This is a genomic window from Microbacterium sp. dk485 (assembly GCF_004570445.1).
In the GTDB taxonomy this organism is placed as follows: domain Bacteria; phylum Actinomycetota; class Actinomycetes; order Actinomycetales; family Microbacteriaceae; genus Microbacterium; species Microbacterium wangchenii.
Genome location: NZ_SPQW01000002.1, coordinates 779973 through 804836, shown reverse-complemented (window position 1 = coordinate 804836; position 24864 = coordinate 779973). Strand labels below are relative to the sequence as shown.

At 69.4% G+C, this 24864-nt stretch carries 24 protein-coding genes and 4 tRNA genes; 12 read left to right on the top strand and 16 right to left on the bottom strand.

Features of this window, described 5'->3' with window-relative positions:
* Nucleotides 1-23 precede the first annotated feature (23 nt).
* On the bottom strand, nt 24-587 hold the full coding sequence (locus tag E4V99_RS14675) for an HIT domain-containing protein (RefSeq protein WP_240742872.1): 564 nt from the start codon (nt 585-587) through the stop codon (nt 24-26).
* Entirely contained in the window at nt 584-2587 is a 2004-nt protein-coding gene (gene thrS, locus E4V99_RS14670; protein WP_135066381.1) for a threonine--tRNA ligase, read from the bottom strand. The genes E4V99_RS14675 and thrS overlap by 4 nt, the downstream gene beginning before the upstream one ends.
* A gap of 215 nt (nt 2588-2802) precedes the next feature.
* On the opposite strand from thrS, the gene E4V99_RS14665 reads away from it, so the two are divergent.
* On the top strand, nt 2803-3939 hold the full coding sequence (locus E4V99_RS14665; RefSeq protein ID WP_240742873.1) for an SLC13 family permease: 1137 nt from the start codon (nt 2803-2805) through the stop codon (nt 3937-3939).
* Between the two features lie 81 nt (nt 3940-4020).
* Here E4V99_RS14665 and E4V99_RS14660 read toward each other — a convergent pair whose 3' ends face one another.
* Nucleotides 4021-4512, bottom strand: coding sequence for a hypothetical protein (locus E4V99_RS14660; protein WP_135117695.1), 492 nt, complete (start codon nt 4510-4512; stop codon nt 4021-4023).
* Nucleotides 4513-4691: 179 nt separating this feature from the next.
* Nucleotides 4692-5006 carry a hypothetical protein gene (locus tag E4V99_RS14655; protein WP_135117694.1) on the bottom strand — a complete coding sequence of 105 codons (315 nt, stop codon included), beginning with the start codon at nt 5004-5006 and terminating at the stop codon, nt 4692-4694.
* Nucleotides 5007-5096: 90 nt separating this feature from the next.
* On the opposite strand from E4V99_RS14655, the gene E4V99_RS14650 reads away from it, so the two are divergent.
* Entirely contained in the window at nt 5097-5918 is an 822-nt protein-coding gene (locus E4V99_RS14650; RefSeq protein WP_135066393.1) for a zinc-ribbon domain-containing protein, read from the top strand.
* 99 nt (nt 5919-6017) lie between these two features.
* Here the strand turns inward: E4V99_RS14650 and E4V99_RS18515 are convergent, their stop codons facing one another.
* Genes E4V99_RS18515 through E4V99_RS14640 form a run of 3 tightly spaced genes read right to left on the bottom strand, consistent with a single transcriptional unit; the run spans nt 6018 to nt 7825 of the window.
* The gene (locus tag E4V99_RS18515; protein WP_167747762.1) at nt 6018-6185 is read right to left on the bottom strand and encodes a hypothetical protein; all 168 of its coding nucleotides are present in this window, start codon (nt 6183-6185) and stop codon (nt 6018-6020) included.
* 58 nt (nt 6186-6243) lie between these two features.
* Nucleotides 6244-6957: a type II CAAX endopeptidase family protein gene (locus E4V99_RS14645; RefSeq protein ID WP_135066396.1), complete on the bottom strand. Its 714-nt coding sequence runs from the start codon at nt 6955-6957 to the stop codon at nt 6244-6246.
* A 25-nt stretch (nt 6958-6982) separates the two neighbouring features.
* Nucleotides 6983-7825 (bottom strand): alpha/beta hydrolase, encoded by an 843-nt coding sequence (locus E4V99_RS14640; protein ID WP_135066399.1) that lies wholly within the window; start codon nt 7823-7825, stop codon nt 6983-6985.
* A 222-nt stretch (nt 7826-8047) separates the two neighbouring features.
* Between E4V99_RS14640 and E4V99_RS14635 the strand changes: the two genes are divergently transcribed.
* Nucleotides 8048-8521 (top strand): carboxymuconolactone decarboxylase family protein, encoded by a 474-nt coding sequence (locus tag E4V99_RS14635; RefSeq protein WP_135066402.1) that lies wholly within the window; start codon nt 8048-8050, stop codon nt 8519-8521.
* Between the two features lie 190 nt (nt 8522-8711).
* Here the strand turns inward: E4V99_RS14635 and E4V99_RS14630 are convergent, their stop codons facing one another.
* From E4V99_RS14630 to E4V99_RS14615, 4 genes are all read right to left on the bottom strand, one after another.
* The gene (locus E4V99_RS14630; protein ID WP_135066405.1) at nt 8712-9212 is read right to left on the bottom strand and encodes a hypothetical protein; all 501 of its coding nucleotides are present in this window, start codon (nt 9210-9212) and stop codon (nt 8712-8714) included.
* Between the two features lie 125 nt (nt 9213-9337).
* A tRNA-Val gene (locus tag E4V99_RS14625) sits at nt 9338-9412 on the bottom strand.
* A 24-nt stretch (nt 9413-9436) separates the two neighbouring features.
* Nucleotides 9437-9510 (bottom strand) — tRNA-Cys (locus E4V99_RS14620).
* A 63-nt stretch (nt 9511-9573) separates the two neighbouring features.
* A tRNA-Gly gene (locus E4V99_RS14615) sits at nt 9574-9646 on the bottom strand.
* Nucleotides 9647-9794: 148 nt separating this feature from the next.
* Between E4V99_RS14615 and E4V99_RS14610 the strand changes: the two genes are divergently transcribed.
* Nucleotides 9795-9867 (top strand) — tRNA-Val (locus E4V99_RS14610).
* Between the two features lie 241 nt (nt 9868-10108).
* Here E4V99_RS14610 and E4V99_RS14605 read toward each other — a convergent pair.
* A complete protein-coding gene (locus E4V99_RS14605) occupies nt 10109-10615 on the bottom strand; it encodes a type II toxin-antitoxin system PemK/MazF family toxin (RefSeq protein WP_135117693.1) in 507 nt (168 codons plus the stop codon).
* A 76-nt stretch (nt 10616-10691) separates the two neighbouring features.
* Nucleotides 10692-11915 (bottom strand): ammonium transporter, encoded by a 1224-nt coding sequence (locus E4V99_RS14600; protein WP_135117692.1) that lies wholly within the window; start codon nt 11913-11915, stop codon nt 10692-10694.
* A gap of 237 nt (nt 11916-12152) precedes the next feature.
* Between E4V99_RS14600 and E4V99_RS14595 the strand changes: the two genes are divergently transcribed.
* Nucleotides 12153-12380, top strand: a complete 228-nt coding sequence (locus E4V99_RS14595) for a hypothetical protein (RefSeq protein ID WP_135117691.1) — start codon at nt 12153-12155, stop codon at nt 12378-12380.
* Nucleotides 12381-12804: 424 nt separating this feature from the next.
* Here the strand turns inward: E4V99_RS14595 and zapE are convergent, their stop codons facing one another.
* Nucleotides 12805-13845, bottom strand: a complete 1041-nt coding sequence (zapE, locus tag E4V99_RS14590) for a cell division protein ZapE (protein WP_135117690.1) — start codon at nt 13843-13845, stop codon at nt 12805-12807.
* Between the two features lie 122 nt (nt 13846-13967).
* Here zapE and E4V99_RS14585 point away from each other — a divergent pair, with 122 nt between their 5' ends.
* The 3 genes from E4V99_RS14585 to E4V99_RS14575 are packed head-to-tail and all read left to right on the top strand — an operon-like array spanning nt 13968 to nt 16070.
* Complete coding sequence (locus E4V99_RS14585) at nt 13968-14873, top strand: sulfurtransferase (protein ID WP_135066414.1); 906 nt, start codon at nt 13968-13970, stop codon at nt 14871-14873.
* Nucleotides 14874-14923: 50 nt separating this feature from the next.
* Nucleotides 14924-15364, top strand: a complete 441-nt coding sequence (locus E4V99_RS14580; protein ID WP_135066417.1) for a SufE family protein — start codon at nt 14924-14926, stop codon at nt 15362-15364.
* A 1-nt stretch (nt 15365) separates the two neighbouring features.
* Nucleotides 15366-16070 carry a dihydrofolate reductase family protein gene (locus tag E4V99_RS14575; RefSeq protein WP_245233206.1) on the top strand — a complete coding sequence of 235 codons (705 nt, stop codon included), beginning with the start codon at nt 15366-15368 and terminating at the stop codon, nt 16068-16070.
* Here E4V99_RS14575 and E4V99_RS14570 read toward each other — a convergent pair.
* Nucleotides 16039-17262, bottom strand: a complete 1224-nt coding sequence (locus E4V99_RS14570) for an alpha/beta fold hydrolase (RefSeq protein ID WP_135066420.1) — start codon at nt 17260-17262, stop codon at nt 16039-16041. The two genes, E4V99_RS14575 and E4V99_RS14570, sit on opposite strands and share 32 nt — an antisense overlap.
* 19 nt (nt 17263-17281) lie before the next feature.
* On the opposite strand from E4V99_RS14570, the gene E4V99_RS14565 reads away from it, so the two are divergent.
* From E4V99_RS14565 to E4V99_RS14550, 4 genes are all read left to right on the top strand, one after another.
* Nucleotides 17282-17878 carry a DUF3000 domain-containing protein gene (locus E4V99_RS14565; RefSeq protein ID WP_135066423.1) on the top strand — a complete coding sequence of 199 codons (597 nt, stop codon included), beginning with the start codon at nt 17282-17284 and terminating at the stop codon, nt 17876-17878.
* Nucleotides 17871-19067: an HRDC domain-containing protein gene (locus tag E4V99_RS14560; RefSeq protein ID WP_135117689.1), complete on the top strand. Its 1197-nt coding sequence runs from the start codon at nt 17871-17873 to the stop codon at nt 19065-19067. The genes E4V99_RS14565 and E4V99_RS14560 overlap by 8 nt, the downstream gene beginning before the upstream one ends.
* 72 nt (nt 19068-19139) lie before the next feature.
* Nucleotides 19140-20345: a thiolase family protein gene (locus E4V99_RS14555; RefSeq protein ID WP_135066429.1), complete on the top strand. Its 1206-nt coding sequence runs from the start codon at nt 19140-19142 to the stop codon at nt 20343-20345.
* Between the two features lie 8 nt (nt 20346-20353).
* Complete coding sequence (locus tag E4V99_RS14550; protein WP_135071155.1) at nt 20354-22492, top strand: 3-hydroxyacyl-CoA dehydrogenase NAD-binding domain-containing protein; 2139 nt, start codon at nt 20354-20356, stop codon at nt 22490-22492.
* 376 nt (nt 22493-22868) lie between these two features.
* Here the strand turns inward: E4V99_RS14550 and dxs are convergent, their stop codons facing one another.
* The gene (dxs, locus tag E4V99_RS14545) at nt 22869-24827 is read right to left on the bottom strand and encodes a 1-deoxy-D-xylulose-5-phosphate synthase (protein WP_135066432.1); all 1959 of its coding nucleotides are present in this window, start codon (nt 24825-24827) and stop codon (nt 22869-22871) included.
* Nucleotides 24828-24864 lie beyond the last annotated feature (37 nt).

The window sequence follows — 24864 nt, the reverse complement described above, 5'->3', positions numbered from 1 at the left end:
CGCCCGGGGAGCTCAGGCCCGGCTCAGCGAGCGGGCGCGGGCCAGGCGTCGGCGACGGCCTGACGGACTTCGCCGAGCAGCTGCGGCAGCGCCTTGGTCTTGGCGATGATCGGGAAGAAGTTCGCATCCGTCGCCCACCGCGGCACGACGTGCTGGTGCAGGTGCGCGGCGACGCCCGCGCCGGCCACGGCACCCTGGTTCATGCCGATGTTGAAGCCGTCGCACCGCGACACCGTGCGCAGCACCCGCATCGCGGTCTGCGTCATCGCGCCGATCTCGGCGACTTCCTCCGCCGTCGCCTCGTCGTAGGTCCCGATGTGGCGGTACGGGCAGATCAAGAGGTGACCGGAGTTGTAGGGGAACAGGTTCAGCAGCGCATAGGCCGTCTTCCCGCGCGCGACGATGAGGCCGTCTTCGTCGCTCTTCAGAGGCGCCTCATCGAATGGGCACGCCTCGCGCAGCGGCTCGGGCCCGGCCTGGATGTAGGCCATGCGGTGCGGCGTCCACAGGCGCTGGAACTCGTCGGGCACGCCGGGCAATTCGGCGGCGGCGATGAGCCGCGCGTCCTCCTCCGGCGCCTCGGTCACGCGAGGTCCTCCGCCGTGTTCACGAGGGCGTGCGTGGCGATGGCGTCGCGGATGCGGCGCACCGCGTCATCCACCGGAACGCCGTTCTCCTGGCTGCCGTCGCGGAAACGGAACGACACCGTGCCCGCGGCACGGTCCTGCTCCCCCGCGATCAGCAGCAGCGGCACCTTCTGGGTGGTGTGCGTGCGGATCTTCTTCTGCATGCGGTCGTCGCTGTGGTCGAGCTCGGCCCGCACACCCTCGGTCCGCAGGCGCTCCACGATGTCGCCGAGGTAGTCGGCGAACTCGTCGGCCACGGGGATGCCGACGGCCTGAACCGGCGCGAGCCATACCGGGAACGCGCCGGCGTAGTGCTCGAGGAGGATCGCGAAGAACCGCTCGATCGAGCCGAACAGAGCCCGGTGGATCATGATCGGCCGGTGCTTCTCGCCGTCGGGCCCGGTGTACTCCAGGTCGAAGCGTTCGGGGAGGTTGACGTCGACCTGCACGGTGGACAGCTGCCACACCCGGCCCAGCGCGTCGCGGGTCTTGAGGTCGATCTTGGGCCCGTAGAAGGCCGCCTCGCCGGGAACCTCGGTGACCTTCAAGCCACTGGCGTGCGCGACATGGCGCAGAGCGTTGGTCGAGTAGTCCCAGAACTCATCCGAGCCGATCCACTTCGACTTCTCGTCGTCGCGCATGGACAGTTCCAGCTCGAAGTCGTCCAGGCCGAAGTCGCGCAGCATCGAGAGAACGAACTCGAGCACGCGCGTGGTCTCGGCCTCGAGCTGATCCGGGGTGACGAACAGGTGCGAGTCGTCCTGCGTGAATCCACGCACGCGGGTGAGCCCGTGCAGCGCGCCGGAGAGCTCGTTGCGGTACACCGTGCCGTTCTCGGCCAGGCGCATGGGCAGGTCGCGATAACTGCGCGCCCGCTCCTTGTAGATGAGGATGTGCATCGGGCAGTTCATGGGCTTGAGGTAGTAGTCCACGCCCTGCTTGGTGATCTCCCCCGCGGCGTCGCGCTCCTCGTCCAGCCGGATGGGCGGGAACATGCCCTCCTTGTAGGTCACGAGGTGGTTGGACTGCAGGAACAGGTCCTGCTTGGAGATGTGCGGGGTGTAGACGTACGTGTAGCCGCCCTCGATGTGCCGGCGACGCGCGTGCTGCTCCATCTCGCCGCGGACGACGCCGCCCTTGGGGTGCCACACCGACAGGCCGGAGCCGATCTCGTCCGGGAACGAGAAGAGGTCGAGCTCCTTGCCGAGCTTGCGGTGGTCGCGCTTGCCGGCCTCCTCCAGGCGGTGCTGGTAGGCGCGCAGCTCGTCCTTCGTCGGCCACGCGGTGCCGTAGATGCGCTGCAGCTGCGGGTTCTTCTCGCTGCCGCGCCAGTACGCGCCCGCGATGCGCGTGAGGTCCCACCCGTTGCCGATCATGCGGGTGCCGGGCACGTGCGGGCCGCGGCACAGGTCCTTCCACACCGTCTCGCCGTCGCGGTTGACGTTGTCGTAGATGGTGAGCTCGCCCGCGCCCACCTCCACGTCGGCGCCCTCGGCCGCGGTGCCGCCCTTGAGCTCGATGAGCTCGAGCTTGAACGGCTCGTCGGCGAGTTCGGCGCGGGCCTCCTCGTCGGTGACGACGCGTCGGACGAAACGCTGGCCCTCGCGGACGATACGCTCCATCTCCTTCTTGATCGCCTTGACATCCTCCGGCGTGAAGGGCTCGGCGACACCGAAGTCGTAGTAGAACCCGTCGGTGATCGGCGGACCGATGCCGAGGTTGGCCTGCGGGTTGATGCGCTGCACGGCCTGCGCGAGCACGTGCGCGGTCGAGTGCCGCAGGATCGACAGGCCCTCGGGGCTGTCGATGCGCACGGGCTCGACCTCATCGGTCTCCTGCACCGTGGTGGCGAGGTCTTTCAGCTCGCCGTTGACACGGAGGGCGACGACCGAACGGTCGGGGAACAGGGCGAAGCCGTCGGCGGGGTACGACACGTCCGACGGCGAGGCGACATCAGTCACGGGAACTCTCCTGGGGTGGCTCGGGATCTAGGCTACCGGGCCGCCCTCGAGGAGCCCGGCGCAAGGGTGTCTCAGCTTCGGGCGCCGCTGCGCCCCGCCCGCTCAGGCGCCGAGCGTTCGCGCCGGACGGCGCACGGATGCCGCGGCATGAGGGCTGCGCAGCATCCGGAGTTCCATGGCGCGAGTCTACCGCCGCGGCACGGAATGATGGAGCGGTGAAGCTGGGGCTGGCAGGCGGTGCACTGTGCGTCATCGGGGGCATCGCCGTGCTCGCCGGGGTGCTGCCGCCCTCCGAGCTCGCGACCATCGCGGAGCGCGTGTGGCCGGTGCTGCTGTTCGTGGTGGCCGTCACGATCGTGGCGGAGCTGGCCGCGGTCGCGGGCCTGTTCGACCTCGTCGCGGAGAAGCTGGCACGCGCGGCGCGAGGGCGGACCGGGATGCTGTGGCTGCTCGTGCTCGTCCTGGCCATCGTGACGACGGCCTTCCTCTCGCTGGACACCACCGCGGTGCTGCTGACCCCGGTGGTGGTGACGATGGCCCGGCAGCACCGGCTCGACCCGCTGCCGTTCGCGTTCGTGACCGTCGTGCTGGCCAACACCGCATCGCTCGTGCTGCCGGTCTCGAACCTCACGAACCTGCTCGCCGCCGAGCGGGCGGACTCGATGGATCCGTGGCGGTTCCTCGCGCTCCTGGGCCCGTCCGCCGCCATCGCGATCGTGGTGTCGGCGCTGCTGCTGACGGTCGTCTTCCTCCCGCGCCTCCCTCGCCGCCACGAAGCCGCGGCGCCGCCGGAGATCTCCGACCCGGTGCTGCTGCGGGTGGCCGGCGTCGTGGTCGCCGTTCTGCTGCCGCTGCTCGTGGTCGGCATCGCGCCGTGGATCCCGGCATCCGCCGCGGCGGTCGTCCTGGGCGCGGCCTACGTGTGGCGGGCGCCCCGCGTGATCCGCCCGGCACTCATCCCCTGGTCGCTCCTGCTGTTCGCGGGCGGGCTGTTCGTCGTGGTGGGTGCGGCGGAGCAGGGGGGACTCGGCGCCATCACGTCGACGCTGGTGGGCGAGGACAGCGTGTGGCAGGTGGCGGGGGCGGGCGTCCTCGCCGCCAACGCGGTGAACAACCTGCCGGCCTTCCTCGCGCTGGAGTCCGCGGCCGGAGGCGGAGAGCGCCTCGCGGCCCTGCTGGTCGGCGTCAATGCGGGGCCGCTGCTGACGCCGTGGGCGTCGCTGGCCACGCTCCTGTGGTTCGGACGACTCACGGCCATGGGCGTGGAGGTCCGGTGGTCGCGATTCGTGGCCCTCGGGCTGATCGTGGCCCCGCTCACCGTCGCAGCGGCGGTGCTGCCGCTGGCGCTCTGACGCGTCCGTTCGCGGGGGCCGTTCCACGCCGGGACGACGAGGGGGCGCCCCCGTTTCCGGCGACGCCCCCTCATGCGCAGGTCAGGAGCAGATCTCAGCCATCTCCGTGGCCGACGCCTGGAGCTCGGTGGCGCTGGTCTGCAGCGCCGTCACCTGCTCCTGCGTCGGGGTGCCCGACTGGATGGCCACGAGCTGATCGCTCAGCGATGCGAACTGGGTCTGGAACGTGGTGATCGCCGTCTCGACCTCGGGGTTCGTGATCTCCTCCACAGCCCCGGCCAGCTGAACGTTCACCTTCTCCATCGCGGCGGTCACGACCGCGACATCCGTGGGGTTCGACATCGCGTCGTTCAGGTCGCCCTGCACGGAGGAGACGGCCTCGTTGGCGATGCCGCACGCCTCCTCGACGGACTGGTCCTCCTCCTCGGCGGGCGCGGCCTCCTTCGTCGGCTTCTCCTGGCTGGTGGAGCCCGATCCGGTGGATTCCTTCTCGCTGGCCGTGTCGGCCGGTCCGGCGCATCCGGTCAGGGCGAACATCCCCGCAGCAGCGAGGACGGCGAGGGTAGGAATCATGGGCTTTCGCATCGGTGGTCTTCCGTTCGTGGTTCGGGTGGCGCACGGGCGTGCGTCGCTCTGACTCTGCCAGACCTTGCGGCGAGGGACGTTCCCACTTGCGCCGCGCTCCCGGATTCGATAGCGGTGCATAGCCGCGTCATAGGAAAGTGCGACTCCTGCCGCGGCCCACCACACGCTCAGCGGGCCGTGTGCCGGTCCACCGCCGACGCCCAGACCCAGGTGCGCAGTTCTCGCTCCCCCACGCGGAATGGGATGCCGATGGCGCGCGGTGTCCAGCGCAGCGCCTCCGCATCCACCCGCACCGGAGTATCGCCGAAACGCACCCACGCGCGCACGGGTTCCGGGCGGGGCGTGATCGTGAGCGGATGCTCCTCGAGCTCGAGTTCGTCAGGGGTGAGCGTCTGCAGCGGACCGTCGCGCGACACGCGCTCCAGGATGCGGTCGTCCATCCGCGCGTCGCCGCGATGTGCGTACCTGCGATTCGTGCCCACGGCCGGTGCCTCCTTCCGGCCGCCTTTGACCTTAGCCAGAGGCGCCGACACGGCCCGGCCCGTGGGGGTGGTCGCGGGTACGGTCGGCGCATGGCGGAGCGCGTGGAGCTGTGGTGGGCGCGCCGGCAGTTCTCCAAGGGCGCCGACGTGCCGTATCCCGTGGGCGCGTACCGGGAGGCGTGGGCTCCGTTCCCGATGCTGATCCGGCAGTACCATCCGGAGCTGAACGCGGGGATCACCCTCACGCAGATCCCACCGGCTGCCGACGTGCTCCTGTGCTGGGAGTGCGACGGGGGTCACCGCTTCGCCGCCACCCCCGCCGAACAGCGAAACCGTCCGGGGCGCGAGCGCCGCCGTTCGGCGTGGTGCCCCGCGTGCGCTGCTCTGGCCCGGCCGCCACGGGTGCGTACCCCCGACTCCCCCGCGCGCCAGCCCCGGCCCACGCGCGAGCTGTGCCCGAAGACGCCGTCCGTCGCGCCCGGTGAGGCGTTCGTGAGCGCGTGCGCACCGAAGCCCGCCTCCGCCGTCGAAGCGCGTCTGCGCAGCGACCTGTTCGAACGGCTCTCCGTCACCGCTGGGCGCAACGCCGTGCGGACGAGCCGCCCGTTCTTCGATCACGTCGAGGTGTGGCCCGACATCCTGCTTCCCGAACTGCGGATCGCCGTCGAGTACGACAGCACGGGCCGGCATGGCCTCGAACACGTCGGCAAGCGCGAGCAGGCCGATCTCAGGAAGGACCGGCTGCTGCGCGCCACGGGCTGGGAGGTCGTCCGCATCCGCACCGGCCGGTTGGAGAAGCTCGGTCCGCACGATCTGCAGCTCGCGTCGCTCGGTCGAACCGCAGTGGCGCGTTTGATCGACACGTTCCGCGACATCCGCGGGGCGTTGGTGGTCGACGCGTACCTGCGGTGAGTACCCGAGACAGGAGAATCGCCCAATCAGGACCCCTGCCGCCCCGCGGGGCCTGATCTGGGCGATCTTCCTGTTCTGGGGTCAGCTTCGGCTGCTGCGCTACGTGTACAGCTTCAGTTCATCCGCAGTGAAGTAGTTCTGTGTCTGCGGCGTGATCAGCACGAGGTAGCGCTCGCGCTTGCGGTCGATCCAGATGACGGTTCCGACGTTGCCGGTCATCCTGGATCCGGTGGCCTGTACGGTGTCACCGACTTTGAATTCGTTCACGAGTTCCTCCTTGAGATTTCGAGAGGCAAGCGGGTGGTCGGCGCCGCGCCGGACGACGTCACGAGGTGACGAGTCCCACGATCACCGGGAGCACGAAAGCGATCGCGTTGTTCGTGCCGTGAAGGATGACGCCCGGCCAGATCGAGCCCGACGCGCGGTACAGCAGAGCCGTGAGGACCCCGACGACGAAGGCGACCGGCAGGACGGGGTTGATGCCGTGGGCGATCGCGAACACGGCAGCGCTCCCGATGATCCCCACCCACGCTCCGTATCGTGCGAGGAGAGCGTTGGCCACCACACCACGGAAGAAGCTCTCTTCCCCGACAGGGGTCAGGATCGCCCCGGCGACCAGGCCCAGGACCAGTGACAACCAGCCTCCCGATGCGGCGGCCTGATAGCTGGCCTGCACGTTCTCCGCGTCGGCGGTGACGGCCGTGTAGATGACGGCGACGAGCACCCCGAGCACGTACGCAGCCACACCCAGCACCGCGCCGATCACCAGATGACGTGGCTCGGCGCGGCGGAAGCCGAACGCCGCCAGACCGCGGATGCGGATCAGCACCGCGACCACGAGTGCCACCAGACCCATCACCCCCGATGCGAGCAGGCCCACGACTCCGGCGACGGCGGGGTCCGTCACCCCGGGGAGCAACCACACGACCAGAAGGATCATCAGGCCGTACGCGGCGCCGCCTGCCAGCATCTCCGGCCACCCTGGCGCGGTCGGCGTGGCGCGTTTGGGCGCGGTGACGTTGCGCGATGCATTCACCATGGTTCTCCTTCGGACGTTGCGGCGGTTACTTCGCAAGGAAATCGGTCAGCGCGCGGTTCACTTCGTCGGCATGCGTCCAGAGCAGCCCATGGGGAGCCGCTTCGATCTCCACATAGTCGGCAGCCGGCACGGCCTGGCGGAAGCGGCGAGCGGTCGCTTCGATCGGGAGGATGTTGTCCTTCGTTCCATGCAGGATGAGCGTGGGCTTGCCCGCCGCCCGCACGACCTCGAGGTCACCGCGGAAGTCCTCGATCCACGACGACACGACCGCGTACGCGGCAACGGGTGCGCTCCCCGCCGCGACGTTCGCGCTCGCGGTCACGGCCTGCGCGCTGATGAGGGACCCGAGGTTCTCGTCGAGGTTGTAGAAGTCGTCGAAGAAGTCGGTGAACCAGGCGAAGCGGTCGGCCTGAGCCGCGGCCTCGATGCCGTCGAAGACGGCCTGAGGCACGCCCTCGGGGTTGTCATCTCGCTGCACGAGGAAGGGCTGGAGCGAGGCGAGGAAGGCGAGCTTGGCGACGCGCTCGTGTCCGTAGCGGCCGACGTAGCGGGCGAGTTCACCGGTGCCCATCGAGAATCCGACCAGCACGACGTCGCGCAGGTCCAGGCTTTCGAGCACCGTGTGAAGGTCGGAAGCGAACGTGTCGTAGTCATAGCCGGTGCTGACCTTCGACGACTGGCCGAACCCACGGCGGTCGTACGTGATGACACGGTAGCCCTGGGCGAGCAGTTCGCGGGTCTGACGTTCCCAGCTATGCCCGTCGAGCGGATAGCCATGGATCAGGACGACGGGCTGGCCGGCTCCCTGATCTTCGTAGTACAACTCGATCGGGGCGCTGTTCTCGTTTCCGACGGTGATGTATGCCATGAGTGCTGTCCTTTCGATTCGGCGCGGCGGAGTGCCGCGCCGGCCGCAAGCACACACCGTGTTGTCGGAACCGGGTCAAGCGCTTTCGACTCGGTGCGCGCGACGACGTGGAGGGCTGCGCGAGCGCCGTCGGTGTGCGGCACTTGACCCTGTGCCGAGAACATGGGGTGTCGTTCTGGAAGAGCGCCCAGGAGTGCTGATGAGTAGACGGAGGAGAGTCACATGCGTCCAGTGGTGGACAAGGTCATGCCCGAGGCGTGGAAGGCGGTCGTGGCGTTCTCGTCGGTGATCCGCGAGGGTGCGGCTCAGCAGGGGGTCTCTGCGCAGGAGTCGGAGCTGATCAAGGTGCGGGCGTCGCAGCTCAACGCGTGTACGTTCTGCCTCGACCTGCATTCGCGCGAGGCGCGCCAGGCCGGGATACCGCAGCAGAAGCTGGACGTGTTGCCGGCGTGGCGCGAGAGCGGCATCTTCAGCGAGCGGGAGAGAGCTGTGCTCGCCATAGCCGAGGCGACCACTCAGCTGCCGTTATCCGCGGGGTCGGCCGACGACCTGTCGGGGGCCCTCGCCGTTCTCGGCGAGCCGACGTTCGTGGCCGCCGAATGGGTGGCGATCGCCATCAACGCCTTCAACCGCATCTCCATCCTGAGCGAGCATCCGGTCCGCCCCCGGGATGCCGACGGGAAACTCGTCCGCTGACCCGCCCCCGACCCGCGAGCCATTGGTGATCGACGCGGGGTGATCCGCCCCGAGAACAGGAGGATCGCGCGAAACAGGGCGGCTGCGGCCTCGCGGGGCCTGACCTGGGCGATCTTCCTGTTCTGGGGAACACGTCCATCGCATGGGCACTAGTCATCGCCGGCTGCAGCGATGCCCGCAGCGCAATGAGTCAGCAAGGAACATCGGCAACGGGCCCGCCTGGCGCGACCCATTGACCATTCGCGAGCTGATCTGGGGCGTCGAGATTGAAGGTGGCCAAGTCATTGGCCGTGCCGGGGGCCACCTGGTCCGCGTCTAAGAAGACGACGAGCGGATAGCTGTCGAGGGGGATGGAACCTGACGTGTGGTACTCGAGCCCGATCGGCGGTTCGCGCGTCGTGAACTCCTGCTCCGTTCCGAATCGGAACAGCCCCTCCCCCTGAGCCGCGGTGAAATGTTCCTTCTCACCATTGATTACGACCCGATAAGTGATCTTCAGCGATTCGAACTCCGGGGTCGTCTCCCCGCACCAGCGGAACACGACCTCCCCGTCCCGCTCCGTGAGAAAGACCGGCGCCGAATTGGGCCTCGAAGGAAAGACCAAAGCGCACCCGGTGAGGCTGATCAAGGTCGCCGCACCCACAACCGCCGCCAGGAAGGGTCGCCAGCGTGCTCTCCAGTTGTTCCGCATGAGTAGCCACCCAGACCAAGGTCAACCTCGACGTGATCCGCGCAAGCGTAGCGTCCCGTAAGGAGGCAGCACCCGCCCCCGTCCCCAGGAACGAGAAAACCCCCGGTCTCCCGGGGGTTTCAAGGTGGTGCGCGATACTGGGATCGAACCAGTGACCTCTTCCGTGTCAGGGAAGCGCGCTACCGCTGCGCCAATCGCGCCTGAAAGGCTATTCGTTTGTTGAGTGGAGGTGGCGACGGGATTCGAACCCGTGTAAACGGCTTTGCAGGCCGGTGCCTAGCCGCTCGGCCACGCCACCGTGTGTGGTTCGACCCACGTGTCGCGATCGGCTTTCGGGTTTCCCCGGGTGGCGATCCACTCGAGCGGATGACGAGACTCGAACTCGCGACCCCAACCTTGGCAAGGTTGTGCGCTACCAACTGCGCTACATCCGCGTGTCCCGGTCACCCGGGCACTTGATCGACTTTAGCCGATCCTGAGCCCGTGCGCCAAACCGGCGCACCCCGCGCGTGTCTCCCCCGCGCGGTTCGATCAACCTGGCTGCATCCGCTAGGATCGTTGAGGTCCTGCACAGGGCCGCACGGGCGATTGGCGCAGTTGGTAGCGCGCTTCCTTCACACGGAAGAGGTCATCAGTTCGAGTCTGGTATCGCCCACATCAGAGAGGCCCGGAATCACGCGATCGCAGCGGATTCCGGGCCTTCTTCTCGGGGCCCCTGCCGGGTCGCTTTTTGCTCCCGTCTGATTCGTCGGGCCGCCGGCGCATCGGGTGGCGCGAGCTTGCTGCCCCCTCAAGGTGCGCAAAACTCAGGAGACACGCCGTGGCGGGAGCGCCGCGAAGGCGCTGGTGCGGCGTGTTTCCTGAATTCTGAACCGGCCCGAGTCGGCGCCGGGATGTCAGCGACCGGAACGCCAGCCATACCGGCGCTGCAGCGCGTCGGCGACCTGAGCGAAGCGGACGGCATCGAGAGCGGATGCCTCGCGGCGCATGCCGCGCTCGTGCACGCTGTAGAGCTGGCCGAGGTCGACCCACGACGGTCGGCGCCGGCTGTCCCACTCCCCCGGGCCGAGCGCCACGTGGTCAACGGAACCCGGATGCGGCGTGCTCGTCAGGCGCACGGCGTAGACGCGGTCGCGGCTCTGTCGTGCGATGACCAGCACCGGGCGGTCTTTCCCGCGGCCGTCGCGCTCTTCGTACGGCACCCACGTCCACACGATCTCCCCCGCGTCCGGCGCACCGTCCGCATCCGGCGCGTAGCTGAGCACGACGCCGCGTCGGCCCGGCGGGGCCACCTGCACCGTGGCGGTCGCGCCTGAGCGGCCGGGTTCGGCGCTCTGCGGTGCCACGCGGGCCGGGGACGGTCGCAGGAGACGCCTGAGCGCGGAGACGAGGCGGGATGGCACCGCCCCACCCTAGCGACCGCCCACGCGCACGAGAGGGCCCCGCGGACGGATCCGCGGGGCCCTCCTGTGGGGGATGTCAGTCGTTGACGATGGCGTAGCCCGCCTCGCCGTGGACCGAGGTGTCCACGCCGGCGATCTCGTCCTCGTTCTTGACACGGAAGCCGATCGTCTTCTCAATCGCGAAGCCGATGATGAAGGCGACGACGAAGGAGTACACCAGCACACCGGCTGCAGCGATCACCTGGAGCACCAGCTGCTCCCACCCGCCGCCGAGGAACAGTCCGGTGCCGGTGGCGAAGAAGCCGAGGTAGATGGTGCCGATGAGGCCGCCGACGAGGTGGATGCCCACGACGTCGAGGGAGTCGTCCAAGCCCCACTTCCACTTCAGCTCCACTGCGAGGGCGCAGACGGCGCCGGTGACGATTCCCAGCAGCAGTGCCCAGCCGGGGGCGAGTGCGGCGCAGGCCGGCGTGATGGCGACCAGACCCGCAACGGCACCGGAGGCTGCACCGACCGAGGTGGCCTTGCCGTCCTTGACCTTCTCGATGATCATCCAGCCGATGACGGCGGCGGCGGTGGCACCGATCGTGTTGATGATGATGAGGCCCACCGAGGAGTCCTCGGTGCCGAGCAGGCCGAACGTGCCCTCGGCACCGGCGTTGAACCCGAACCAGCCGAACCACAGGATCGCCGCGCCCAGCATCACCAGCGGAACGTTGTGCGGCTTGTGTGCGCCCTTCTGGAAGCCCACGCGCTTACCGAGCACGAGTGCCAGCGCGAGCGCGGCAGCACCGGCGTTGATGTGCACCGCGGTGCCACCGGCGTAGTCGATGACGGCGGCGTCGAAGCCGAAGACCTCGCCCAGGTTGAAGATCCAGCCACCGCCCCACACCCACGCGGCGACGGGGAAGTAGACGACCGTGGCCCAGATGCCTGCGAAGATCATCCACGATCCGAACTTCGCGCGGTCGGCGATCGCGCCGGAGATCAGCGCGACGGTGATGATCGCGAACGTCGCGCCGTAGGCGGCGCCGACCAGCCCGTTGTCATCGAGGGAGGCGAGACCGAAGTCGGAGAACGGGTTGCCGGCGAACGACCACGTGCTCTCCACCGCGCTCATGTTGAAGCCGTAGAGGATCCACAGCACGCTGACGAGTCCGAGCGCACCGAAGCTCATCATCATCATGCTGACGACGCTCTTGGCCTTGACCAGCCCGCCGTAGAAGAACGCCACCCCGGGCGTCATGAAGAGCACGAGCGCCGTTGCGGCGACGGCCCAGGCAAGATTTCCGCTGTCCATGAGAATCCTCATCCATGTGTCGTGTAACTCAGGACCCGGGCATCCGCAGAACATCGGGTAGCGGACGGTTCGGGCGAGCCCAGTTTCGCGACGAGCGGTTTCCGGGGGCGTGCGCAACGTGTTTCGCGTTGGTTACACGGTGGGCCCGCCGGTAAACATCGTGTTTCGACGGCCAGGGAGGATCACACGAATCCGCGCCGTCTGGCGTACGCGCAGCGCGTGCCCGATCATCTCCTCATGGGCATGGCGGAACTGGACGCGGAGGATCTGAGAGCGATTCACGGTGTTCTCGCGGGCGTGAGCGCTCTCGCATTGGCGGGATCGCTCGAGGAGAACTCGGTGCGAGTCCTCTCGCGCATGTTGCGCAGAGGAAGCGCGCCGAGCGACGACGGCACCGACTCGATCGCCTTCGTGCACCGCGAAATCGAAGCCCTCGCGCTGCGTCTCGGTGCCCTGATCGAGTAGCCGAACCACCTTCGAGACGACTGGCGTCCTACGCGTCGATCCAGACAGTCGCGTTCACCTCTGCCAAGTGCTTCAACGTCTTGGCGTCGATGGTCTCCGCACCTGACGGGAGGGTCAGAAAGAGCCGAACAAATGCGGTCGGAGCGTGGAGGACATCGGGAGGAATCGACGCGAGACGGTCAAGTAAATGATTGATCGTCGCCGCAAGGGTCTCTGCACGACGATCCCACGATGGTTCATTGAACGTGGTCGTCCCCAGGTGGTAACGGTGCTCATCAATCGGGCCCTCCGACTCCTGAAGGTAGTCCTCGAGCCGCTCAGTTCGCCCCGCACCGAAGACGGAGAGGCCCACGGTGACCCAGCAGTCAGGGTCGCCGTCACTGAGAGCTTTTGATCGCGCCGAGAGGGGCGGATGCCGCGGGGATCAGGCGTGCGTGAGGGCGACCAGGCGCGAGATCGCGCGCAGGTACTTCTTGCGATAGCCGCCGGCGAGCATGTCGGCGCCGAAGACCTCGTTCAGAGGGGTGCCGGTGGCACGCAGAGGGATCTGTGCGTCGTAGGCGCGGTCGATGAAGGCGACGAAGCGGAGGGCGGCGGACTGGTCTGCCAGCGGAGCGACATCGCGCAGGCCGATGAGGTCGACGCGATCGACGAGCCGGATGAACCGCGAGGGATGCACGCGCGCGAGATGGCCGATGAGTGCGGCGAAGTCATCGTCCGACGCGACGCCGCTGGTGCCGGCTGCCTCGACATCGGCGGCGTACTCCTCGGGCGTGCGCACGACCGCGGACCCGTCGATCGCGCGCTGGCGGTAGTCGGTGCCGTCGATGCGGATCGTGTCGAAGCTGGAGGCCATCGCGTGGATCTCGCGGAGGAAGTCCTGCGCCGCGAACCGGCCCTCGCCGAGGGCGTTCGGCGGCGTGTTGGATGTGGCGGCCAGTCGCGTCCCGGAGGACACCAGCTCTCCCAGCAGCCGGGTCATCACCATCGTGTCGCCCGGGTCGTCGAGCTCGAACTCGTCGATGCAGAGCAGATCGGAGCCGCGGAACAGTTCCACGGTGTTCTGGTAGCCGAGGGCGCCGACGAGGGCGGTGTACTCGATGAACGAGCCGAAGTACTTCCGGCGGGCCGGCAGGGCGTGGTAGATCGCCGCGAGGAGGTGGGTCTTGCCGACGCCGAACCCGCCGTCGAGGTACACGCCGGGCTTGGTCTCCGGCGCCTTCTTTGCGCGGCGGAACAGTCCTCCGCGGGCCGCTGCCGGGCCGTGTCCGGAGAAGGCAAGCAGACGCTCTTTGGCGTCCTGCTGGGACGGATAGGTCGCATCCGCGCGATACGAATCGAAGGTGGCTTCGTCGAACTGCGGTGGCGGCACGAGCGCGGCGACCATCTCCGAACCGGTCACCTCCGGCGTCCGATCGACCAGATGGACGATCCCCGTCCCGGAGGAGGTGCCTGTGGAGGTCATTGCCCGTCCTGTGTCGCCGTCTTTAGTCGAGTGTGAAGCCCGCACCCCGCAGCGGATCTAGGGTCGAAGGGGCGCCATCCAGCCTACGCCGAACCCTTCCCCGTCCCGACCGAGGAGCAACGATGACCGTCGAGTACGACACCACGTCCCCCAAGTTCGCCGAGTACGCCGCGCCCGAGCGCCTCGTCTCCGGCGACTGGCTGCAGGAGCACCTGGGCACCCCGGGACTGGTGGTGGTCGAATCCGACGAGGACGTGCTGCTGTACGAGATCGGGCACATCCCCGGCGCGGTCAAGGTCGACTGGCACACGGAGCTGAACGACCCGGTCGTGCGCGACTACATCGACGGCGCCGGATTCGCCGAACTCATGAGCCGCAAGGGGATCTCCCGCGACGACACGATCGTGCTCTACGGCGACAAGAACAACTGGTGGGCCGCCTACGCCCTGTGGGTGTTCTCGCTGTTCGGTCACGAGGACGTGCGCCTGCTGGACGGCGGACGCGACAAGTGGATCGCCGAAGGACGCCCGATGACCACCGAACCCGCCGGACGGCCTGCCGCGGAGTACCCCGTGGTCGAGCGCAACGACGCGCTGCTGCGCGCCTACAAGGACGATGTGCTGGCCCATCTCGGCAACCCGCTGGTGGACGTGCGCAGCCCCGAGGAGTACTCGGGCGAGCGCACGACGGCACCGGCGTACCCCGAAGAGGGCGCGCTGCGCGCCGGCCACATCCCCACCGCCCAGAATGTGCCGTGGGGCAAGGCGGTCGCCGAAGACGGCGGCTTCAAGCCGCGGGCCGAGCTGGATGCGATCTACCGCGAGGGCGCCGGCCTCAAGGACGGCGACGCGATCGTGGCCTACTGCCGCATCGGGGAGCGATCCAGCCACACGTGGTTCGTGCTGCAGCACCTCTTGGGCTTCGACAACGTCCGCAACTACGACGGGTCGTGGACGGAGTGGGGCAGCGCCGTGCGGGTCCCGATCGCGACCGGCACGGAGTCGGGGACGCTTCCACAGGCCCGCTGACCCCGGCGCAACCCAGCCGCAGGGGCGCGGGGCGTGGGATGATGGCAGGGATGACCGAAACCCTTCTGCCCACGGCCCTGGCGGGCATCCGCGACGAGTTCCTCGAGCTCGAGGAGCCCGAGCGTCTCCAGCTGCTGCTGGAGTACTCCCAGGAGCTCCCGGCGGTGCCCGCGAAGTACGACGGTCACCCCGAGATGTGCGAGCGCGTCGTGGAGTGCCAGTCGCCGGTGTACATCGTCATCGACGTCGACTCCGATGACCGCGTGGCCATGCACGCCACTGCTCCGGCGGAGGCTCCGACCACGCGCGGGTTCGCCAGCATCCTGGTGCAGGGCATCAGCGGCCTGAGCGCCGACGAGGTGCTCGCGATCCCCGACGATTTCCCGCAGAGCATCGGGTTGACCCGCGCGGTCAGCCCCCTCCGCATCGCCGGGATGACCGGCATGCTCATGCGCGCCAAGCGCCAGGTGCGCGCCAAGCGCGCGGCCTGACGTGCAGGTCACGCAGGTCGTGCCCGCCGGCGGCGGTGCGCACGACATCGGCACGCCCGAGGGACGCGCCTGGCTGGAGCGTCTGTACGCGCGCGACGACACCCGCTATGTGCGGCTGAACATGATCACGAGCCTCACCGGCGCCGCGGCCGGATCCGATGGCACGAGCGAGTCGCTGACGAGCCGGACGGATCGCGCCCTGCTCGGCATCATCCGCGCGGCGGCCGACGTGGTCGTCGTCGGTGCCGCGACGGTGCGCGCGGAGGGATACGTCCTCCCCCGGCGTGCGCGCCTGGCGATCGTCACGGTCAGCGGCGACCTCGACGGCCATCGGCTCGGCGACGCGGTGGACGGCCTGCTGCTGATCTGCCCGGAGACCCGCTCCGCCGAGGTGCGGGATCGCTCGGGGCTTCCCGGCGCACAGGTGCTCGCCATCCCCGGCGGCGAAGACATCGAGCCCGCCGCGATCTGCGACGCCCTCGACGCCCACGGCCTCCCGCGCGTCGTGTGCGAGGGCGGGCCGACGCTGGCCGCCCGGTTCGCCGATGCGGGTGTCATCGACGAGTACTGCGTCTCGGTGACACCCGCGCTCGACGCGGCAGACCGCCCGTTCCTGCCGATCGCTTCCCACGTCGACACCGAGGTGGCGGGGATGCTGGTCGACGAGGCGGGCTTCAGCTACCTGCGTCTTCGCGCTCGACGGTGAGGCCCTGCCGCCGCAGCCACTCGGTGATGGCGTGGGACCACCGCTCCTGGTCGTAGTTCCACAGCTTCGTGTGGCGCGCGACGGTGAAGGTGTGCATCTCGACCAGATCGGGTCGGGCCTCCGCGAGCTCGTGCGACGCGTCCGAGGGGACGAACCCGTCGTCGTCGCTGTGCAGGAGCAGGATCGGATGGTGCAGCTCGCTCGCGCGCGCCACCCCGTCCAGGCGATCGAACGGAATCGCGCCGCCGGTGCGGGCGACCGGGGCGGCCCACTCCGACCCCAGCGCACCCAGGGCCATCCCCGTCACGGGCGCAGGGAGGTGCAGCTGACGCGCCTGGTACTGCAGGACGACGCGCCAGTCCACGACCGGGGAGTCCAGGATGAGGCCGACGAGCATGTCCTGGTGCGGGGAATTGAGCTCGAGCTGGAGGGCGATGGCACCGCCCATCGACCACCCCATCACGATCACCCGGCGCGCACCGAGGCGCCGTGCCTGGCCGATCGCCGCATCCACGTCACGCCACTCCGTCGCGCCCAGCGCGTAGGTCCCCGTGCGGCTGCGCGGCCCCTCCCCGTCGTTGCGGTAGGACACGAGCATCGACGTGTAGCCCAGCGAATGGAACAGCGGCACGGCACGGAGGGCCTCTGCGCGCGTCGTGCCGCGTCCGTGCACCTGCACGACCCACAGATCCGAGTCGACCTCCGCGGGGAAGATCCACGCCGGGCACGGGCCCAAGGGTGAGCCGACCAGTTCGTCGCGGAACGGCAGCTGGAGGTCTTCGGGCCGGTCGTAGTACCAGCCGCTGAATGCCGCGTCGGGTGAGAGGTGCGCTGCCGAGTCCACGTGCGTGAGCAGCTTGCGCTTGACGGTGCCCTGATCTTCGGACAGCACGGATCCGAGCTTGACGTACGGGAGGGTGCCGGAGGTGAACAGGCCGTAGCGTCCCGGCAGCTCGGTGTCGGCGTTGCGCGTGAGGGTGACCGTCTGCGCGCTGGTGTCCAGGTCGACGATGCGGGTGTCGGTCACGCGGTCGGCCGGGGTGACCACGCGCCGGGCCACCCGGAGCGAGATCGCCCCGATGGCGGTCAGCACGGCGCCCAGGGAGATCCCCAGAAGCGCGATCGCCGCGTGCAGGGCGCCCGCGTACCGAGGGGAGGCGCCGGAGCTTGCGGCGCGCCTGGAGGCGTTCATCGAGGCCTCACTCTAGTCTGTGGCCGTGACCGAGCTTCCTCCCGACGGGACGTCGAGCGTCTTCGTCGAAGCCGCCGATCAGTTGCGGTCGCTCACGTTCCGATCCGACTTCGCCGTGCGCGAGATCCCTGCGCCCGCGGGACTGGCCCCTGACGCCCTCGCGCTGGCCGGCGATGTGCGGCCCGACGAGAGCGGCGCCGACTCCCCCTACGGAACCGGCCGCTTCATCCTGCTGCATGACCCCGACGAGCCCGAGCCGTGGGGCGGTGCGTGGCGCATCGTGTGCTTCGCCCAGGCGCCGCTGGAGGCCGAGATCGGCATCGACCCTCTCCTGGCGGATGTCGCGTGGTCATGGCTGACCGACGCGCTGGGATCGCGCGGCGCGGGGTATCACTCGGCGTCGGGCACCGCGACCAAGACTCTGTCCAAGGGCTTCGGCTCCCTCGCCGTCCAGGGCGACGGGGCGCAGATCGAACTGCGCGCCTCCTGGACACCTCAGGCGCCCTTCGGGCCGCACGTGGAGGCGTGGGCGGAACTGGTGTGCATGCTCGCCGGCCTCCCGCCCGGCAGCGAGGGGATCGCCGTCTTCGGCGCGCGGAGGTCTGTGGGTGACTGAGTATTCCGTGATCGCCGACGAGGAGGCGTTCTCGGCGGCCGTTGACGCGCTCGCTGCCGGAACCGGGCCCGTCGCCGTCGATGTCGAGCGCGCCTCCGGCTTCCGCTATTCGCAGCGCGCCTACCTCATCCAGGTCTTCCGCCGCGGGGCGGGCATCTACCTCTTCGACCCCGTCGAGATCGCCGACTTCGCGCCTCTCCAGGAGGCCATCGGCGACGCCGAGTGGGTGTTCCACGCCGCCAGCCAGGATCTCCCGTCCCTGCGCGAGCGCGGGCTGGATCCGCTCGAGATCTTCGACACCGAACTGGCCGCCCGGCTTCTCGGGCACGAGCGCGTGGGACTCGGGGCAGTCGTGGAGTCCACACTCGGCATCACGCTGGCGAAGGCCCATTCCGCCGCCGACTGGTCGACGCGCCCCCTGCCGCAGTCCTGGCTCGAATACGCCGCGCTGGATGTCGCGCATCTCGTCGACGTGCGTGACGCCCTCGTCGCGCAGCTGAGCGAGCAGGGCAAGACCGAGTACGCCGCGCAGGAGTTCGAAGCCGTCCGCGCCCGGCCACCCAAACCGCCGCGGGACGATCCGTGGCGCCGGATGAGCGGCCTGCACACCGTCCGCGGACGGCGCGCCCTGGCGGTGGCCCGGTCGTTGTGGCTCGCGCGTGAGGAGTTCGCGCGCGAGCAGGACGTGGCCCCGGGACGCCTGGTGCCCGACCGCTCGCTCGTGGCCGCGGTGATCGCCGACCCCCAGTCCAAGCCGGAGCTGGCCGCCATCAAGGACTTCAACGGGCGCGCCAGCCGCACCCAGCTGGATCGGTGGTGGAACGCCATCGTGGCCGGACGCGAGGCGACCGAGCTGCCGCCGGACCGAGTGCCCTCCGATTCCCTCCCGCCACCGCGGGCGTGGGCCGATCGCAACCCCCAGGCCGATGCCCGCCTGCGCGCGGCGCGCCCCGTCGTGGAGGCACGCGCGCAGGAGCTCGGGATGCCGACGGAGAACCTGCTCACGCCGGAAGTGCTCCGTCGCGTGGCATGGGCTCCGCCCGTCGAGATCACGGCGGACTCCATCGGCGAAGCGCTGCACGAATTGGGCGCGCGTCCCTGGCAGATTGAGCAGACCGCACAGTCAATCGCGGATGCCTTTGTGGAATCCGTCAATCCGCCTGTCGACGCGACGCCGGACCCTTCGTAGGTTCGATCCAACCGATTCGGGGGCTCACGGCCCGCCTCATAGGCTGACGGCATCCCTACTTTTGGAGGCAGAGTGGCCGAGATCTCGGACGTCTTCTTCGTCGATGGCATGCGCACGCCGTTCGGCCGCGCCGGCGAGAAAGGCATGTACTGGAACACCCGCGCCGACGACCTCATCGTCAAGGCGATCATCGGACTCATGGAGCGCAACGGCTCCGTGCCGAAGGACCGCATCGACGATGTCGCGATCGCCGCGACGTCGCAGACCGGTGACCAGGGCCTGACGCTCGGGCGCACGGCTGCGATCCTCGCGGGTCTGCCGATGACCGTGCCGGGCCTTGCGATCGACCGCATGTGCGCGGGAGCCATGACCGCCGTCACCACGATGGGCGCCTCGATCGGATTCGGCCAGTACGACGTCGCCCTCGCCGGCGGCGTCGAGCACATGGGTCGCCACCCCATCGGCGCCAACGCCGACCCGAACCCGCGGTTCGTCGCCGAGAAGCTCGTCGACCCCGGCGCCCTGAACATGGGTGTGACGGCCGAGCGGATCCACGACCGCTTCCCCCACCTGACCAAGGAACGGGCCGACCGGTACGGCATGCGCAGCCAGCAGAAGCTGCAGGCGGCGTACGAGGCCGGCAAGATCCAGCCCGACCTCGTCCAGGTGGCGATCAAGGATGCCGAGGGCGCCTGGAACCTCGCCACCGAGGACGAGGGCCGCCGCCCCGAGACCACGATGGAGGGACTGGCGAGCCTGAAGACGCCGTTCCGCCCGCACGGACGCGTCACCGCCGGCACCTCTTCGCCCCTGACCGACGGCGCCACGGTGTCGCTGCTGGCCGGCTCGGCCGCGGTGAAGGAACTGGGCCTCGCGCCCAAGATGCGGATGGTGTCGTTCGGGTTCGCCGGCGTCGAGCCGGAGATCATGGGCATCGGCCCGATCCCCTCGACCGAGAAGGCGCTCCGCAAGGCGGGCCTGACGATCGACGACATCGGACTGTTCGAGTTGAACGAGGCGTTCGCCATCCAGGTCATCTCGCTGCTGGATCACTTCGGCATCGCCGACGACGACCCCCGCGTGAACCCCTGGGGCGGTGCGATCGCGGTCGGCCACCCCCTGGCAGCATCCGGTGTGCGCCTCATGATCCAGCTCGCGGCGCAGTTCGCCGAGCGTCCGGACGTGCGCTACGGCCTCACAGCGATGTGCGTGGGGCTGGGCCAGGGCGGCTCGATCATCTGGGAGAACCCCTACTTCGACGGCAAGAAGCGGAAGTGACGGCAGGAATGACCAACTACGACGACATCGACTTCACCGTGCTGGAGTCCCTGTCCGCCGACGAGGTCGTCACGCACGCCCGTGTGCGCGACGTGCGGCTGGCTTCCGGCAAGGTGCTCGCCCTCATCACCCTCGACAACGGCCGCGACCACACGCGCCCCAACACGCTCGGACCGGCCACCCTCGCCGAGCTGGGGGCGACGCTCGCGCAGCTGAAGTCCCGCGCCGCCGCCGGCGAGATCCATGCGGTCGGCATCACCGGCAAGCAGTACATCCTCGCCGCGGGCGCGGACCTGTCGGAGGTCTCCAACCTGCCGTCCAAGGACGTCGCGCGGCTGATCGCGCAGCGCGGCCACCAGGTGCTGGGCTCGCTCTCGGAGCTGGGCGTGCCGTCCTTCGCGTTCGTGAACGGCCTGGCGCTCGGCGGCGGGCTGGAGATCGCGCTGAACTCCACCTACCGCACGGTGGATGCCTCGGCCGCGGCAATCGCGCTGCCGGAGGTCTTCCTCGGCATCATCCCGGGCTGGGGCGGCGCATACCTGCTGCCGAACCTCATCGGCATCGAGAACGCGCTCGAGGTGGTCATCTCCAACCCGCTCAAGCAGAACCGCGTGCTCAAGCCGAAGCAGGCGTTCGAGCTGGGGATCATGGACGCCATCTTCCCGGCGTCGAACTACCTCGAAGACTCGCTGCGCTGGGCCGACGGCGTGCTCACCGGCGCCGTCAAGGTCACGCGCAAGAACGAGCCCGGCAAGATCGAGCGCCTCACCAAGTGGCCCATCGCCGTCAAGATGGCCCGCAACATGCTCGAGAGCCGTATCGGCACCGTGCCCCGCTCCCCCTACGTCGCGCTCGATCTGCTCGACAAGGCCAAGAGCGGCACGAAGGCGGAGGGCTTCGCCCGTGAGGACGAGGCTCTCGCCGACCTCATCGTGGGCGACCAGTTCGCCGCATCCATGTATGCGTTCGATCTCGTGCAGAAGCGCGCCAAGCGGCCCGTCGGCGCCCCCGACAAGGCGCTGGCGAAGAAGGTGCAGAAGGTCGGCATCATCGGTGCGGGGCTCATGGCGAGCCAGTTCGCGCTGCTGTTCGTGCGCAAGCTGCAGGTTCCGGTCCTGATCACCGACCTCGACCAGGCGCGCGTGGACAAGGGCGTCGCCTCCGTCCACGAGGAGATCGGCAAGCTCGAGGCCAAGGGCCGGCTGGACGCCGACGGCGCGAACCGTCTGCGTGCGCTCGTGAGCGGCACGACCGACAAGAGCCAGTACGCCGACTGCGACTTCGTCATCGAAGCGGTCTTCGAAGAGGTCGGCGTCAAGCAGCAGGTGTTCGCCGAGATCGAGCCGCTTCTGGCCGAGGACGCGATCCTGGCGACGAACACGTCGTCGCTGTCGGTCGAGGAGATCGGCGCCAAGCTCGCCCACCCCGAGCGCCTGGTCGGCTTCCACTTCTTCAACCCGGTCGCCGTCATGCCGCTGATCGAGATCGTGCGGACGGCGAACACCTCGGATGCGGCGCTGTCGACCGCGTTCGTGGTGGCGCGGACCCTCGGCAAGAATGCGGTGCTCACCGCCGACGCGCCCGGCTTCGTCGTCAACCGGCTTCTGGCGAAGGTCATGGGCGAGGCCGCGCGCGCGGTGTACGAGGGCACCCCGCTCCTGACCGTGGAGAAGGCGTTCGCGCCGCTCGGACTTCCGATGACGCCGTTCCAGCTCATCGACCTCGTCGGCTGGAAGGTCGCCGCGCACGTGCAGGACACGATGGCCACGGCGTTCCCGGAGCGGTTCTTCGCGTCGGAGAACTTCCACCAGCTGGCCGAACTGCCCGAGGTCGTGGAGAAGGACAAGAGCGGCCGCGTCACCGGCTGGACCAAAGCCGCGCAAAAGGTGCTGAAGACCGGCTCCTCCCCCGCATCCGAGGACGCCATCCTGCGCCGCGTGCAGGACGGCCTCGCCCAGGAGATCCGCCTCATGCTGGATGAAGGCGTCGTGCCCGAAGTCGAAGACATCGACCTGTGCCTCATCCTCGGTGCCGGGTGGCCGTTCATCGACGGCGGCGCCTCGCCGTACCTCGACCGGGAGGGCGCGTCGGAGCGCGTGTTCGGCGACACGTTCCACCACCCGCCCATCCGCGGCATCGGCGGCTGAGCAGCACCCGCCGCATCGGCCGTTGAGCAGCATCCGCCGCATCGGCGGCTGAGCAGTATCCGCGAAAGGGCGGCCCTCCGGGGTCGCCCTTTCCCTTTGCCCCGCTCCCCTCCGCCCCACGTTCGCGCCTGTTCGGTGCATTCGCCACGCTTCAAAGCGGCGCGAACGCACGAAAGTGGCGCGGACGCGTGGCGCGGGCGCGGATGCCGCGGGGCTCGGTCATCCCACGTTCGCGCCTGTTCGGTGCATCCGCCACGCTTCAAAGCGGCGCGAACGCACGGAAGTGGCGCGGACGTGTGGCGCGGACGCGTGGCGCGGGCGCCGAGCCGCACGGAAGTGGCGCGGACGCGTGGCGGGGAAGGGCGTACGGTGCGGGTCAGCGCTCCTGGGCGTCGCGGCGGGTGGCGACGTCGAGCAGCCACACCGGCTCCTGCTCCGTCGGCCGGGCCACCGGGATGCGCGTGCCGAGCACCTGCGAGACAACGTCCTGCGCGATCTTCGCGGCGGTCAGGCCGGCATCCTCCAGCACCTGCTCGCGCGAGGCGTGCGGGATGAACTCGTCGGGAACGCCCAGCTCGTCCACGGCCGTGTCGATGCCCGCTTCGCGGAGCACCTGGCGTACGCGCGTGCCGATGCCACCCACGCGGATGCCGTCCTCGATCGTGATGACGAGGCGATGGCGCCCGGCGAGCTCGACGATCGAGGGCTGCACGGGAATGACCCAGCGCGGGTCGACCACCGTGGCCCCGATGCCCTGCGCGCGCAGGCGCGTCGCGACATCCATCGCGACGTGCGCCATGGGACCGATGCCGATCAGCAGGACGTCTTCCGCATCGGACCGGGCGAGCACGTCGACGCCGTCGGCCAGGCGCTCCAGGGCCGGCAGATCCGGCGCGGCCGCGCCCTTCGGGTAGCGCACGACGGTGGGGGCGTCGTCCACGGCAACGGCCTCGCGCAGCTCCTCCTGCAGGCGTGCGGCATCCCGCGGTGCGGCGATGCGGATGCGGGGCACGAGCTGCAGCATCGCGAGGTCCCAGATGCCGTGGTGGCTCGGGCCGTCGGGGCCGGTGACCCCGGCACGATCCAGCGCGAACGTCACGCCCGCTCCGTGCAGCGCGACGTCCATGAGCACCTGGTCGAAGGCGCGATTCATGAAGGTCGCATAGATCGCGACGACCGGATGTAGCCCACCGAACGCCAGGCCCGCGGCCGATGCCACGGCGTGCTGCTCCGCGATCCCGACGTCGTAGACCCGGTCGGGGAAGCGCTCGGCGAACAGCTGCAGGCCGGTGGGGCGCAGCATGGCGGCGGTCATCGCGATGACGTCCTCACGCTCGCCGCCGATCTCGACGAGCTCACGGGCGAACACATCGGTCCAGTCGTTGCCGCTGCTCGCCGACAGCGGCTCGCCGGTGATGGGATCGATCTTGCCCACCGCGTGGAACTGGTCGGCCTCGTCGCTGAGGGCCGGGGCGTAACCGCGGCCCTTCTCGGTGATCGCGTGCACGATCACCGGCGCACCGTAGGACTTCGCCAGCTCGAGCGTCTCCAGCAGCACCTCGAGATCGTGGCCGTCCACCGGCCCGAGGTACTTGATGTCGAGGTTGGAGTAGAGGGCGGCGTTGTTGGTGAAGCGCGAGAGGAAGCCGCGCGTGCCGCCGCGCACGCCGCGATACAGCGCGCGGGCCGCCGGGCCGAGGCTGCGGAAGAGAGAGTCGGATCCGCGGTGCAGCGTCCGGTAGGCGTCGTTCGTGCGCACGCGGTTGAGGTAGCGTGCCATCCCGCCGATGGTCGGCGCGTAGGAGCGCCCGTTGTCGTTGACGACGATGACGAGGTTGCGGTCGTTGTCATCGGTGATGTTGTTGAGCGCCTCCCACGTCATGCCGCCGGTGAGAGCGCCATCGCCCACGACCGCCACCACATGACGGTCATGGCGTCCCGTGCGGCTGAACGCACGGGAGACGCCGTCGGCCCAGCTCAGTGAACTGGATGCGTGGGAGGACTCCACGACGTCATGCGGGCTCTCGGAGCGCTGGGGGTAGCCGGCCAGGCCGCCGCGCGAGCGCAGACGGGAGAAATCCTGCCGCCCGGTGAGGAGCTTGTGGACGTAGGACTGGTGGCCGGTGTCGAAGATGATCGGATCCGCCGGCGAGTCGAAGACGCGGTGCAGGGCGATCGTGAGCTCGACCATGCCGAGGTTCGGACCCAGGTGTCCGCCCGTGCGGGAGACGTTCTCGACCAGGAACGCCCGGATCTCCGCGCTCAGCTGCTGGAGCTGGGTGAGATCCAGCGCGTCGATGTCACGGGGACTCGTGATGGTGGGCAGCAGCTCCATGGGATCCTTCTCCGACCGGTCGCAGCGCCGGGGCGCC

Coding starts and splice junctions, on each gene's coding strand:
- E4V99_RS14660 (WP_135117695.1), bottom strand. CDS start 4,512: ATGATTCCTACCCTCGCCGTCCTCGCTGCTGCGGGGATGTTCGCCCTG.
- E4V99_RS14650 (WP_135066393.1), top strand. CDS start 5,097: ATGGCGGAGCGCGTGGAGCTGTGGTGGGCGCGCCGGCAGTTCTCCAAG.
- E4V99_RS14645 (WP_135066396.1), bottom strand. CDS start 6,957: ATGGTGAATGCATCGCGCAACGTCACCGCGCCCAAACGCGCCACGCCG.
- E4V99_RS14640 (WP_135066399.1), bottom strand. CDS start 7,825: ATGGCATACATCACCGTCGGAAACGAGAACAGCGCCCCGATCGAGTTG.
- E4V99_RS14635 (WP_135066402.1), top strand. CDS start 8,048: ATGCGTCCAGTGGTGGACAAGGTCATGCCCGAGGCGTGGAAGGCGGTC.
- E4V99_RS14630 (WP_135066405.1), bottom strand. CDS start 9,212: ATGCGGAACAACTGGAGAGCACGCTGGCGACCCTTCCTGGCGGCGGTT.
- E4V99_RS14600 (WP_135117692.1), bottom strand. CDS start 11,915: ATGGACAGCGGAAATCTTGCCTGGGCCGTCGCCGCAACGGCGCTCGTG.
- E4V99_RS14595 (WP_135117691.1), top strand. CDS start 12,153: ATGGGCATGGCGGAACTGGACGCGGAGGATCTGAGAGCGATTCACGGT.
- zapE (WP_135117690.1), bottom strand. CDS start 13,845: ATGACCTCCACAGGCACCTCCTCCGGGACGGGGATCGTCCATCTGGTC.
- E4V99_RS14585 (WP_135066414.1), top strand. CDS start 13,968: ATGACCGTCGAGTACGACACCACGTCCCCCAAGTTCGCCGAGTACGCC.
- E4V99_RS14580 (WP_135066417.1), top strand. CDS start 14,924: ATGACCGAAACCCTTCTGCCCACGGCCCTGGCGGGCATCCGCGACGAG.
- E4V99_RS14570 (WP_135066420.1), bottom strand. CDS start 17,262: ATGAACGCCTCCAGGCGCGCCGCAAGCTCCGGCGCCTCCCCTCGGTAC.
- E4V99_RS14550 (WP_135071155.1), top strand. CDS start 20,354: ATGACCAACTACGACGACATCGACTTCACCGTGCTGGAGTCCCTGTCC.
- dxs (WP_135066432.1), bottom strand. CDS start 24,827: ATGGAGCTGCTGCCCACCATCACGAGTCCCCGTGACATCGACGCGCTG.